Annotated in this window: 11 protein-coding genes; 10 read left to right on the forward strand and 1 reads right to left on the reverse strand. The window is 39.2% G+C overall.

Annotated features, from left to right (window positions below):
• Positions 1-475: 475 nt before the first annotated feature.
• The 9 genes from FTT92_RS00905 (at position 476) to FTT92_RS00945 (ending at position 10653) form a co-directional block, all read left to right on the forward strand.
• Complete coding sequence (locus tag FTT92_RS00905) at positions 476-1756, forward strand: DcaP family trimeric outer membrane transporter (protein ID WP_180171201.1); 1281 nt, start codon at positions 476-478, stop codon at positions 1754-1756.
• Positions 1757-2385: 629 nt separating this feature from the next.
• Complete coding sequence (gltS, locus tag FTT92_RS00910) at positions 2386-3627, forward strand: sodium/glutamate symporter (protein WP_180034498.1); 1242 nt, start codon at positions 2386-2388, stop codon at positions 3625-3627.
• A gap of 63 nt (positions 3628-3690) precedes the next feature.
• The gene (locus FTT92_RS00915; RefSeq protein ID WP_180126246.1) at positions 3691-5166 is read left to right on the forward strand and encodes a sodium:alanine symporter family protein; all 1476 of its coding nucleotides are present in this window, start codon (positions 3691-3693) and stop codon (positions 5164-5166) included.
• 242 nt (positions 5167-5408) lie between these two features.
• Positions 5409-6401, forward strand: coding sequence for a patatin-like phospholipase family protein (locus FTT92_RS00920; RefSeq protein WP_180009823.1), 993 nt, complete (start codon positions 5409-5411; stop codon positions 6399-6401).
• A 386-nt stretch (positions 6402-6787) separates the two neighbouring features.
• On the forward strand, positions 6788-6964 hold the full coding sequence (locus FTT92_RS00925) for a hypothetical protein (RefSeq protein ID WP_180171202.1): 177 nt from the start codon (positions 6788-6790) through the stop codon (positions 6962-6964).
• Positions 6965-7244: 280 nt separating this feature from the next.
• Positions 7245-7766, forward strand: a complete 522-nt coding sequence (locus tag FTT92_RS00930) for an acyl-CoA thioesterase (protein ID WP_078192241.1) — start codon at positions 7245-7247, stop codon at positions 7764-7766.
• A gap of 195 nt (positions 7767-7961) precedes the next feature.
• A complete protein-coding gene (locus tag FTT92_RS00935; protein WP_180171203.1) occupies positions 7962-8558 on the forward strand; it encodes a TetR/AcrR family transcriptional regulator in 597 nt (198 codons plus the stop codon).
• The gene (locus tag FTT92_RS00940) at positions 8555-9760 is read left to right on the forward strand and encodes an MFS transporter (RefSeq protein WP_180034495.1); all 1206 of its coding nucleotides are present in this window, start codon (positions 8555-8557) and stop codon (positions 9758-9760) included. Before FTT92_RS00935 ends, FTT92_RS00940 begins: the two co-directional genes overlap by 4 nt.
• Complete coding sequence (locus tag FTT92_RS00945; RefSeq protein WP_180034494.1) at positions 9760-10653, forward strand: LysR substrate-binding domain-containing protein; 894 nt, start codon at positions 9760-9762, stop codon at positions 10651-10653. Before FTT92_RS00940 ends, FTT92_RS00945 begins: the two co-directional genes overlap by 1 nt.
• 120 nt (positions 10654-10773) lie before the next feature.
• Here FTT92_RS00945 and FTT92_RS00950 read toward each other — a convergent pair whose 3' ends face one another.
• A complete protein-coding gene (locus FTT92_RS00950) occupies positions 10774-11682 on the reverse strand; it encodes a DUF4349 domain-containing protein (RefSeq protein WP_180034493.1) in 909 nt (302 codons plus the stop codon).
• Between the two features lie 215 nt (positions 11683-11897).
• Here FTT92_RS00950 and FTT92_RS00955 point away from each other — a divergent pair, with 215 nt between their 5' ends.
• Complete coding sequence (locus FTT92_RS00955; protein ID WP_180039731.1) at positions 11898-12506, forward strand: glutathione S-transferase family protein; 609 nt, start codon at positions 11898-11900, stop codon at positions 12504-12506.
• Positions 12507-12563 lie beyond the last annotated feature (57 nt).

Below are 12563 nucleotides of genomic sequence, written 5' to 3' on the forward strand. Positions count from 1 at the left end.
CTTATATCTAAGAAATCATCCACTTGAAAATAATTAATGAAACTGCGCATCATTGTTGTCTTAATCTAAGGAAATAGAATAATTATTAAATAAGTATTATTCGCATTAAATACATTACGTTATGCTGGATAAATACATTGTGAATGTCTCTATCGGTAATATGTCGGATTTTATAGTTTTTATTGCATACCTACAGGGTATGGGTTTTTACCTTTAAGGTATGAATATTGAGATTTTTTGCCATCTGAATCGGCTAAGTCCGAATTTTAACTAAATATTTCAGTCTATTTTCAGTAATGGATTCAGGTTTCGTGCTTTTTGCTTTCAAGTATTTCGTTATTGGGGGCTACAAGTTAAGGTTTTAATGCGACTAAAGCACGGATATGCAGCATGAAATTTGTCCGCTCAAATAGCTGAATAACAAAGCACCCGGATTTAGGGTATACAACAATGACAGGACAATAGAGAGCTTAGGATGAAAACTCAAACTGTATTCCACCCAATGAAAACCCTTGTTGTTGCAATGAGTTTGGCAACGATCTCAATGGCTCATGCAGGCAGCAATACTTCTGAAATTGAACAATTACGTGCAGAAGTTGCAGAACTGAAAAGTTTGATTAAAGCGCAGCAGCAAGTTCAACAACAGCAACAAACAGAGATTCAGCAAGTTAAAGCGCGTCCTGTTGCACCACCACCGCAACCAGCTACTCCAGCTGCAAGCTTAAAATCTAAAACAGGTGCAGATGTAAGTCTTTACGGTTTTGTTCGTGGTGATGCGAACTACATCATTGAAGGTGCGGATAATGACTTCAACAGCGTACATACATCAACTGGTGCGACAAAAGACAAATTGCGCGCGACTGCTAAAACAACGCGTTTTGGTTTAGATTTTACCGCACCAGTGGGTGGCGATAATAAAGTCGGCGGTAAAATTGAAGTCGACTTTGCAGATACAAATGGTTCAAATGATGGACTTCGCTTACGTCACGGTTATTTAACCTTTAATAACTGGTTATTTGGTCAAACGACATCAAACTTCTTGTCTAGTCATGCGCCAGAAATGATTGACTTTAATACAAACGTCGGTGGTGGTACTACACGTATTCCTCAAGTTCGTTATAACTACAAGTTAGCTCCAGATACTCAATTATTTGTTTCTGCGGAAGAAGGGGATAGTAAAGGGACTGTTGCTGCAGATCCGACGTATCGCCTTCCAAACTTAACTGCCAAAGTGACTCAAGGTTTTGCTGCAGGCAAAGGTACCGCTTCAGCTCGTGCATTGGTTGAAAACTACAAATCTAAAACTGCGGATGATACAGAAACAGCTTGGGGTGTAGCAGCGGGTGCATCTTATGCAGTGACTGATCAATTGAAATTGAATGGTGATGTCTCGTATACAGAAGGCAACAGCAACTATTTATATGGTTCTAACTCGGCTTACTCTGTGGTAGATGGCAACATCGAGCAAAACAAATTCACTGCTGTACAAGTGGGTGCAACTTATAAGTTTAATGAAAAACTACGTTCGACTTTAGCTTACGGCGCGCTATTTGCGGATGATGGCAGCGCGTATGCGAAAGATGTATCTAACTCAAATGCGAATGAAGAAGCACAGCAAGCTTGGATTAACTTTATTTACGCACCTGTAAAACCAGTTGAACTTGGCTTGGAATATGTAAACGGTAAACGCAAAAACTTTGCGGGTGAATCTTATAACGATGACCGCGTGGGCTTAATGGCTAAATATAGCTTCTAAGCACAAACTACTGATCTAATCGATCAAAAAAGCCTGACTCAGTTCAGGCTTTTTTTGTTGAAACAGGAGATTTTTCAACGCAAATTAACCCATAGCACTAAGCAGATGGAACCACTAAATCGCCTGAGTCATGATGTCGTACTGGTTAAAGCATTCATTTAACCACGTCCTACATGGGCAGCATGTTCAAATCTTTAATATTTTATATAGATAAAAAATGCGAATACATTTTAGTAAAAACAAACAGATATAACTTTAAATTATAGCAAATAAAACTTTTTGTAATTAAAATTAATGAAATTTCTCTGTTCTCCACGCATAATGTGCGACTTTTCTAATCAGCATTTGATTTTATGTATTTCATCTATGATGTGAATATTGTAGTAAGTGTTGGTTTAGTAAGCATGAACTGCTTTTATGGATTTGTTTTGTCGAATTGAGTTTTCACTTCTTTTAACTCAGGCATACATATTTGAATCAGATGATGAATATTTATGATTGGCAATGAATAGCTGGTAGCCTGATTTATTAGTTAAATTTACAAATTGGAATTGTATTTTAATTAATAAACGCTACTAATTTCTATTAATTGGACTAATAAATATTCTAACCATTTTGGACAAATTATTATGGAATTTAGCTTTAACGCATTTTATACCTTAATTGCGGCGGTGATCGTTCTTTTATTAGGACGTTTTCTGGTAAATAAAATCAGTTTTTTGAGGCGTTACAATATTCCTGAGCCCGTAGCTGGTGGTTTGGTTGCTGCAATAATTTCATTGGTTGTACATAGCATTTGGGGTTATAGCATTACTACGAGTAGTGAATTACAAACCAGTTTTATGCTGATTTTCTTCGCATCCATTGGTTTAAGCGCAAACTTTGCCAAATTGAAAGAAGGAGGAATTGGTCTTGTTATTTTTCTGGTAGCCGTTGCTTCTTTCATTGTTGTGCAGGATGTCGTTGGTATCAGTCTTGCCACTTTATTGGGTATTGATCCACTGATTGGTTTGATTGCAGGTTCAATTACGTTGACAGGTGGTCATGGTACAGCTGGTGCATGGGGTGAAATTCTTGAAGTTGAACACGGTATACAAGGTGCATTAGCTTTAGGTATGGCAAGTGCAACTTTTGGTTTAATCATTGGTGGTATTATTGGTGGCCCATTAGCTAAGTTGCTAATTAATCGTTATCGCCTAGCAACTCCGCGCACGAATGAGCAAATTGAGCGTAGTGATAACACACCACTAGCTGATATTAATTCAACAGAATATGTACCTTTTGAATATCCACATCGTGTTCGTTTAATTACCGCAGATAATGCAATTACGACTTTGGGCTTATTTGCTGGCTGTTTAGCATTTGCTGATTTTATGACGGCTTTCAGTAAAGGTACGATGTTTGAATTACCGACATTTGTATGGGCTTTAGCTGGTGGTGTCATTTTACGTAATGTATTAGAAGGTATTTTCCGCGTACAAATATTTGATCGTGCAATTGATGTATTTGGTAATGCTTCATTATCACTGTACTTAGCAATGGCACTATTATCGTTGAAACTATGGCAGCTATCAGATCTTGCAGGACCATTAGTTGTGATTTTGGGAGCCCAAACATTAACAATGGCACTATATGCTGCGTTTATCACTTTCCGTGTAATGGGCAAAAATTATGATGCTGCGGTTTTAGCGGCGGGTCATTGTGGTTTTGGTATGGGGGCAACACCTACCGCAGTCGCAAATATGCAAGCCATTACCAATATGTATGGTCCATCTCATAAGGCTTTCTTAATCGTTCCTTTATGTGGCGCATTTTTTGTTGATTTGATTAACGCAACAGTTATTCAATTAATTCTTAAATTCTTTGCTTAATTTAGAAAGGCTCTTCAAAAAAGAGCCTTTTATACTTTTGACCATTTAAAACTAGGGTTGAATATGAATGAACAATTAAACGAAACCCTGATGAGCTGGGTCAAAGTTTTTAATGATCCGCTTTGGGATTTCTTAGTCGTATTTTTAGTGGCGGTTGGTATTTTTTATACCTTAATCACTGGTGCAGTTCAGATTCGTCTATTTTTTCATAGTATTAAAGTGATGAAATCTAGCCGTAAAGAAGGCGATGATGAGCATGGGATTACACCATTCCAAGCCTTTGTGACTGGACTGGCAAGTCGTGTCGGTGTGGGTAATGTGGCAGGTGTTGCAATTGCGATTGCAATTGGTGGGCCGGGTGCAGTGTTCTGGATGTGGTTTACCGCATTTTTAGGCATGAGTTCTGCATTTGTGGAGTCTTCACTTGCACAGCTCTTTAAAGTGCGTGATACGCAAAATCAGCAATTCCGTGGTGGTCCAGCGTATTACATCACGCAAGGCTTAAAGCAAAAGTGGTTGGGTGTGGTTTTTGCCATTGCGCTGATTTCAACCTATGGCTTTGTGTTTAATGCAGTACAAGCCAATGCCATTACGGGTGCAACTTCACATGCTTGGGGTTGGGATAAAGCCAATCTAGTATTGAGTTTGGGCAGTTTTAGTTTTGAAATTTCATGGGTAGGGTTATTCCTTGTCTTTATAACAGCGCTGATTATTTTTGGTGGTATTAAGCGTATTGCAAAAGTGGCAGAACGTTTTGTTCCATTTATGGCATTACTTTATTTGGCAGTCGCGCTCTATATCGCTTTTGCTAACTTTGCAATCTTGCCTGATATCTTCCAGTTAATATTCAGCAAAGCATTTGAGTTTGATGCTGCGGCTGGTGGTTTCTTCGGTGCTATGGTTTCTATGGCGATGATGCAAGGCATTAAGCGTGGATTATTCTCAAACGAAGCGGGTATGGGTTCTGCTCCGAATGCTGCGGCAGCATCAGATGTTAAACACCCGGTCAATCAAGGCCTGGTTCAGATGCTCGGTGTCTTTGTCGATACATTTGTGGTGTGTACCTGTACGGCGATCATTATTTTGGCATCTGGCTTGTATGAAAATGCAGGCTTTGAGGGTGTTGCTTTGACGCAAATGGCGCTTGAAAGCCAGATTGGCGCATGGGGAGATGACTTCCTTGCCATAATCTTGTTCTTATTCGCTTATTCTTCAGTAATCGGTAACTATGCTTATGCTGAAGGTAATGTGCAGTTTATCAATAACAATCCTAAGGTCATGTTTATATTCCGCGTAGTCGTCCTCATGATGGTGTACTTTGGCTCAATCATGAGTGTGCCACTGATTTGGAACTTAGCGGATCTCTTCATGGGCGTGATGGCGAGTATTAACCTCTTTGCGATTTTATTGCTGACGCCATTCTTATTGATGCTGATGAAAGACTACACCTCACAGTTAAAACGGGGTGTAAAAGAGCCAGTATTTAAAATGGATGAACATCCAAAATATAAGGATCGCGTTAATTCCGATATTTGGTAAAGTCAAAAATTAACTTTAAAAAGCTCCGTTATCGGGGCTTTTTTTGCTAGACAATGTTTTGGATCTTGATGTGGAAATTCTGCTAGACACTGAAATTTTGACAGCCAATGACTTTCTAGGTTGTATGTCAATATAATGTGCATCGGTCAGAGGCATTAACGAATAATAACAGTGACGTGAATGTGGACTGATTAGACTACTTTTTCTCTTCAAATCTCGAGTTGCATTTGGAATATCTCTCAATGAAAAGCATAACTGTTTTGATGACTGCATTCGCAATCAGCCTTGTAGGTTGTCAAAGTGTGGGCTCAAAAAAGGTCAGCGCTGAAACAACATCACAAATTCGAACTTATACAGCAGCACCTGCTCAAGTGGCGAATAACCGCATTGACTTTAAAAAAGTGAAAAAGCAGGAAAAGCGTCCGATTGTTGCTTTGGTTTTAGGGAGTGGTGGGGCACGTGGTTATGCACACATTGGCGCCATTCAGATACTTGAACAGCAGGGAATACACCCAGATTTTATTGTTGGAACCAGTGCGGGTAGCATTGTGGGTTCAATCTATGCTTCAGGTAAAAGTGCCAATGAGTTAAGAGATATCGCCTTAAATATGAAAGCCAATGATGTTCGAGAAATACGTTTGGACAAAAAAGGCTTTTTTGACGGTAAAAAAGTTGAAGATTATATCAATGAGCAAGTTGATGATGTGCCTTTAGAGTTGCTAAAAACCCCAATGTATGTGGTGGCAACCGAGTTAAAAGATGGCAAAAAAGTCGTGTTCAATTATGGCAATACGGGGCAGGCTGTTCGTGCTTCGGTGTCAATTCCGAGTATGTTTATTCCAACGATTATTGAAGATACAGAATATGTCGATGGTGGCTTGGTCAGTCCTGTTCCTGTGGACGTTGCACGCGATTTAGGGGCAGATATTATTATTGCGGTGGATATTTTGGCACGACCGATTCATACCGAAACGTCGAATGTTTGGGGCTTGTTTAACCAAAATATCAATATTATGCAAAATCGTTTAGCTCAAGAAGAGCTCAAGCGAGCAGACATTGTGATTCAACCTGATTTACGTGAAAAAGCACATATATTTGATGTGAAAGGGCGTGAAGCGACGATGCTTGCAGGTGAAGAGGCAACCTTGGAAAAACTTGGAGAGATTTCTCGGGTTTATGCTGAACATCAATATAGCAAGGGACATCATATTCCTTATTTGGCAGCCAAAGACTAGGCTGATACGATTCGCAAATTTAAACGCATCCTGTTCACCTCTCAGGGTGCATTTTTATTTCAGCAAAGCATTTTAATTTTTGCTCTCAGCTTTTCCCATGCTCAATAGTATCTAGTAATCATTAATATCTTGGATGTTGATTGGTTTTAGGTCTTAATCAAAAGATTTGCCAAATATAAAAATCTTAATAATACGAAAATATACAGTTAATTATTTGAAATTAATTAAAAAAATCATATTAATTGGTTTTACGTAGATTTTAAGAGTATATACCTATATTAGCGTTTTTATTCATGTGCTTACATTTACCAATACTGTTGAAGTGTTTAGAATATCATCAGGTTATTAATACTTAAAACCAATAAATATTTTAAAGGTAGCTGTAGATGAAAACGCTTGATGTAGGACAAAAAGTAAAGCTTGCGATGATGGAAGAGAGGGTATTTATTGTCACTCATGTACATGTAGATAATTCTTACACGCTAGAAAGTACCAATGATGGTGGACAAAAAACCAGCTATGACAACGTATCTTTCGAGATGTTAAAAGTCTTAGAAGATTAAGTTTAATGCCGTGCTATGTTGAATCGATGAACAACGCGTTTTAATGAATATGTTTTAAATATAAAACACAGCATAGCTTTGATCAAAAAACTGATAGATAGCGTGATAAATACTTGTTTATCGGGTGTATATCGTTATCGATATATATTTTACTGAATGATGGTGTGATCACTATAAATAATAATGATGGTTTTTTTGCCGATTTGAACATTTAATTTTGATTAAAATCTATATAATAATCACATTAATCATTGTTATATCACGAGTCTAGAGAAACAAGATGTCCCCATTAGATCAAATTGCGAATGCACTAGACGACCAGTCAGAATTATCGATGTCAGTTTTAATGACTCCTGACATGGCGAATTTTTCGGGTAATGTGCATGGTGGAACGATTCTAAAATTGTTAGACCAAGTCGCGTATGCTTGTGCAAGTCGCTATTCTGGTAGCTACGTGGTGACACTATCAGTCGATAAAGTGAATTTTAAAGAACCAATTCACGTGGGTGAGTTAGTGACTTTCCTTGCAAGTGTGAACCATGTTGGTCGTACTTCAATGGAAATTGGTATTCGTGTTGAAGCGCAGAACATTCAAAAACGTACAGTACGTCATACCAATAGTTGCTATTTCACAATGGTCGCTGTTGATGATCAAGGTAAACCGAAACAAATTCCAGCATTGAATCTAGATAATGACTGGAAACGTTGTCGTTTCGAAGCTGCGGAACAACGTAAAGTGGCACGTTTACAGGAAAATCATCATCCTTCTTGCAGTATTTATAAAAAGTCGACACAAAGCTAATCACTTTGGTGGCTGAATATTTGAAAAGATCGCTTAGGCGATCTTTTTTGTATTCTGAAATTCGTCTGGAGAGTGCAGTTGAGATTTGAGTTCCGAGTGTGCGACTAAAGTTTATTCTTCGAAGCTCAGTTAAAGATAGTCATTCAGTCCAATAATGTTTAATATAAAACGATACGTAGCGTTTCGTTTTATATTATGAGTGAAACTGAAAAAACTTCTCGGCGTAAGCAATGTATCTTACAGGCAGTCACAGATGCTTTAGCGGAAAGTGATTATCGAAGCATGACCATTGAAGATATTGCGGCTCGTGCAGGCGTGGGAAAATCGACGATTTACCGTTGGTGGAAGCATAAGTCCGATCTGGTTTTCGATGCTTTTAAAGCGCACACTGCTTCGGTGTTTGAACTCGATTTATCACAAAGTTTAGAGTTCAATCTAAATCAACAATTGCTCAAACTATCAAGGGCTTTAAATCAGCACGTGGGTCGAGCATTGCTCGTGGTTTTGGTGGAGCATCGTGAAGCAGCGGGTGAGTTTTTTAAACAGTATTTGTTACCTCGACGAGAAGCGACACGTGAGCTGATCCAATTGGCCATTCAACGAGGAGAAATTCGCGCAGATTATCCTTTCGAACTCATGTTGGATATGTTGTATGGCCAGATTCATTATCAGATCATTTTCTTTAATACCCAGCCAGATGAAGACTATATCAAGCGACTGGTGCAGTTGGCGCTAAACCCGATTTTTACGCAGTCCCAAGCCACGCGTAGCAGCGAGGCAATGACCTCATGACTACTCAACATCAGGCATCGCTATGGAACAAGTCTTTCGTTTTTTGTCTGTGTAATAACTTGTTTTTATTTAGCTATTACTTTGCGCTGCTGACAATATTGCCCATTTATATTATGAAAGAATTGGGTGGTTCGATTCAGCAAGCGGGTATGGCTTTAACGCTGTTTTTGGTGTCATCCATTGCGATTCGTCCATTTTCCGGCATGATCATTGAACGTTTTGGTAAAGCCAATTCTGTACGTATTTCAGGCTTTATCTTTGTCGTTTTTGCGCTGAGTTATTTGTGGATTGACAGCATGTGGTCGTTGTTGGTCATTCGTTTTTTACATGGTTTTTGGTTCAGTATATTAACCACGGTCAATGTTCCCATCGTAAATGATTACATCCCAGATCATCGAAAGGGCGAAGGCATGGGCTACTTTGTCATGTCGACCAACTTAGGCGTGGTGATCGGGCCATTTTTAGCGCTGAGTATGATTCAATTCAGCAGTTTTAGTACCTTATTTGCAGTATTAGCCTTATTGGTTGCAGTGGGCTATATTTTTACGTGGTTAGTTCAAATACAAGAACACGTACAGCATAAATCAAGTGATCAAGCGAGCCAATCCGCAGCCATCCAATGGCGTGATGTGATAGAAACACGGGTACTTGCCATCAGTTTTGTGGCATTGCTGACCGCATTTGCATATTCGAGTGTGATGAGTTTTATCACCGCTTATGCAGAGTTGAAGCATTTACTCGCTTATACCAGTATCTTTTTTATTGTCTTTGCTGTGTCGATGTTGCTCGTCCGTCCTTGGGTTGGCAAAGTCTATGATCGTAAAGGCCCGAGTGCAGTCATCTATCCATCCTTTATTTGCTTTGCCATTGGTTTGGTGGTTGTGAGTTTTCTCACGAATCAATGGGTGCTTTGGATATCGGCAGTTTTTATGGGCATCGGCTACGGTTCAGTGTTCCCATGCCTGCAAACGGTCGCGATTCAAACGGTAGAAAAAGCCCGAATAGGACATGCAATATCCACCTTTTTTGCCTTGTTTGATATTGGCCTTGCTGTCGGTTCGGTCATTATGGGTGTGCTGATTGCATACTTTGGATTTCAGGCAACCTATTTATTTTGTGCGGTGATGGTGCTGTTCACTTTGTGGATGTATCGTCTATTCGTGGCAAACCAATTTAAACGCAGTGCTTTAGGAGCTGAATAATGGAATTACGACATCTACGATATTTTGTTGCGGTTGCCGAAGAGCTAAATTTTACCAAGGCTGCGCAGCGAATGTGTACTGTGCAACCTTCTTTAAGTCAGCAAATTAAAGACCTAGAACAGGAAGTTGGGGTGCAATTATTGATGCGAACCAACCGAAAAGTTGAGCTGACTGCAGAAGGTCAGGCCTTTTTAAAAGAAGCGCGTTTGAGTTTAGAGCATGCTGAAAAAGCCATGATAGATGCACGTCAAATCGCGCAGCTCAGTAAAGAACAACTGAATATCGGCTTTGTTCCTGTGGCTGAAATGAAGGTCTTTCCTTATATCATGCCAAATATTCGAGCTCAGTTTCCTGAGTTAAAAATTCATTTTCATAGTTTAATGGATGTCGATCAGATCAGTGCAGTGCGTAAGGGAGAGATTGATATTGCCTTTACCCGTTATGTCGAAGAAAGCCCTGATATAGAATTTGTTCAGATTTTTACTGAGCCTTTGGCGCTGATTGTACCGAAAAATTCGCCTGTTGCAGAACAGCGGCATATCAGCATTAAAAACATGAATAATCAGGATTTTATTATTAGCGATGAACACTCATCACCTGAGCTATACCGAATTATTCAAGATTTCTTTAAGCAAAATAAACTGAATGTGAACTTGGTACAGCATTCGACCAATATTTTGTTAAATGTCAATTTGGTCGGTATGGGCGTGGGATGGAGTTTGGTGCCGTCTTATGTCATTCCATTGCTCGGTGATAAAATATTGGTTAAAAGTACCGTTGAACCTTTGCCGACCATTGGTTTGTATGCGAGCTATCGAAAAGATCGTAAAAATGATGCGATCGAGTTGATTTTAAAAGTATTAAAAGAGCAGTTCTATATGGGCTTTTTCTAAGCCTTTAAATATTGCCCTAAGATTTAAATGAAAAAATCCCGAATTAAGCGCTTCGGGATTTTTTTATTTATCGTATTTTTAATCAAAGACTCAATGAGACATAGTCATTGTCACTCTGATTTATTTAAACCACTTTTGTAAATAAGGTTTCATCACACGGTAGGCAATCAAACCGATAATAATAATCATATAGATTGGCCAAATCGTAATGAGAATAACCAGTAGGCTCAACACAAATTGCCAACCTTTTTGAATACCATACCACGCTCTTTGCCAGAAACTATCGCCATTTAACTGCGCAACAGCATCAAGGTTAATATCGATATGTTCACGGACAGTGGCAGGTTGAGTAAAGCCAATCACAATCGTGCTATAGCGGACACGATCTTCAACTTCTAAGCGGGTCAGTCGTGAGATTTCATTGACTTGCGCAGCTGCAACATGGTCGGGCACGACCTGTGTTTGTGACATTATTTCTTCGAGTAGTTTTAGCTCATAGCGTTTTGCCGAATATTGCTGACGGTTCAAAAAATGCATAAGGGGCAACAGTTGATTAACGAAATGTGCAGCTTTTTCAGTTGGCACACGAATGATCATTTCCGCTTGCGGATTTACTTTTTCAAAGATTTTAATTTTGCCGTCAGCAATCGGGTAGGATTGACTCTCTTGCACCACAAAGTCGATATTTTTCTGTTCAATAAAGCCGCCTAAACTTAGCGTCAGTTTTTCAATTTCTAAGGCCGTTTTAACCACATCTTTCGACTCAAAACTGACATTGGCTTCTCGTACCATTTTACGTGAGGCTTCAGCTGGGTTGACCTGCTCATTTAAAATAGTTTCAGGTTTTTGTGTTGTTGCAGGCGTGGTAGACGGCTCATTGGAAGTGCTTTCCGCTGCTTGATCTTGCTGTGTACTGACTTGAGCAGGTTGTGCATCTGCGCTGGCTTCAGTTGCCATTTCTTCGGTTTTCTTGGAACAGCCTGAAATTAAAATTACCGTAAACATGGCAATTAAATATTTATTTTTCATCGATGTAGAGCTCAATTGTTTGATTATCAGAAAGTCGGAGTAAATACTTTTTGCTTTAAATATCAATTCAAATTTAGCGTAATTATTAGTCGGGCGTATTGTATCGGAAAGTGTTTAAAGCAGGGATGAACGCAACATAATTCTACATAAAGCCGCGTATAGTAATAGACAGAACAACAAGGATGAAAATAAGGATATCTACAATGAACCCAACAATCAAACTCTACAGCAATCCACGCTCACGCAGTAATACTATTCTGCCTTTATTGAAAGAATTAGACATCGAGTCAGAAGTTGAGATTATTGAAGTGCCATATGAAGAGATGCACCAAGCGGCATATCTCAAGATTAATCCCATGGGCAAAGTTCCCTGCTTAGTCGATGGTACTGCCGTGATTAGTGAGACCGCAGCCATCTTTAGTTATTTAGCCGATAAATTCAGTGACAAAGGTTTGGCACCCGCCTTGGATGATCCCAAACGTGGTGAATATTTGAAATGGATGTTTTTCTGTCATGGTCCGCTGACTGAATACATGGACATGAAAAATGTCGGCATTAGCACAGAGTTGATGGATGAGAAACGTGGCAGTTTGAGTTTTGGTAATGAAAAAATACTTTTAGATTTTATTAAAACAGGGCTTGCGCAGGCCCAGCCATATCTGTTGGGGGATAAAATTAGCGCAGCAGATTTGTATTTAGCTTATTGGATGGTGTATGCCATTTCATTCAAAATATTGCCATATTTAGAGGAATTTAAACCTTTTATTCAGCAGATTCAGCAACGTGAATCGGTAAAAGATGTGCATTGGTTTCAGTCGGTTTAAACCGATTTGTCGTCAAAAAAAACCACGCGATGTGCGTGGTTTTTTTAATTGGGTACT

Origin of the sequence: Acinetobacter sp. YH12023 (genome assembly GCF_013420135.1) — a bacterium.
Lineage (GTDB): Bacteria > Pseudomonadota > Gammaproteobacteria > Pseudomonadales > Moraxellaceae > Acinetobacter > Acinetobacter amyesii.